Below are 568 nucleotides of genomic sequence, written 5' to 3'. Positions count from 1 at the left end.
CTTCGGGCCGGGTGGCAACACTGCGTACGCCCAGGTCCCTGCATTGGTTCCGGCAATGGCAGCGTACGGCATGGCCACCCAGATCCCGGGCGGCCTTGGCCAAGGCCCCTTCAATGCCAGCCGCTACCTCGACCCCGCCACTGGCATCTTCAAGGTCAGCAACGTGCAGTCGGACGACAAGGCTCGGGCCAGCGGGCAAAACGGTATCAGCTTGCACTATATTGCCGAGGCCTTGAATGCCACCGACTTCGGCTTCTATTTTGCCAATTACCACGCCAAGGAGCCCGTGCAGCAGATCGACACCGGCGCCTACCGTGGCGTCGATCTGACCACGCTTGATTCGCTAATCGGCCCCAGCGCCGCGCGGGCATTGGCAACCCTGGACCTGTCACAGAATGCCAATGTGCGCCGTGAGTATGTCGAGGACGTTCGCATGTACGGCCTCAGCTTCAATACCACGATAAACAATGCGTCGGTTTTCGGTGAAATTTCCTATCGGCCGAATCTGCCGATTGCAATCAGTGCAACCAACGACCTGGTGGGTGACCTTCTCGCGCAAGGCGTGGCG

1 protein-coding gene is annotated in these 568 nt (G+C 60.4%); it reads left to right on the top strand.

Features of this window, described 5'->3' with window-relative positions; translation table 11 throughout:
- Positions 1–55: 55 nt before the first annotated feature.
- Positions 56–568, top strand: a 513-nt coding sequence (locus QWI17_RS16870) for a DUF1302 family protein (RefSeq protein WP_368045359.1), incomplete at its 3' end; no start/stop codon positions are given.

The sequence above is a fragment of the Gilvimarinus gilvus genome (genome assembly GCF_030518155.1).
In the GTDB taxonomy this organism is placed as follows: Bacteria; Pseudomonadota; Gammaproteobacteria; order Pseudomonadales; family Cellvibrionaceae; genus Gilvimarinus; species Gilvimarinus gilvus.
This window is presented reverse-complemented; position numbering and strand designations above follow the sequence as displayed.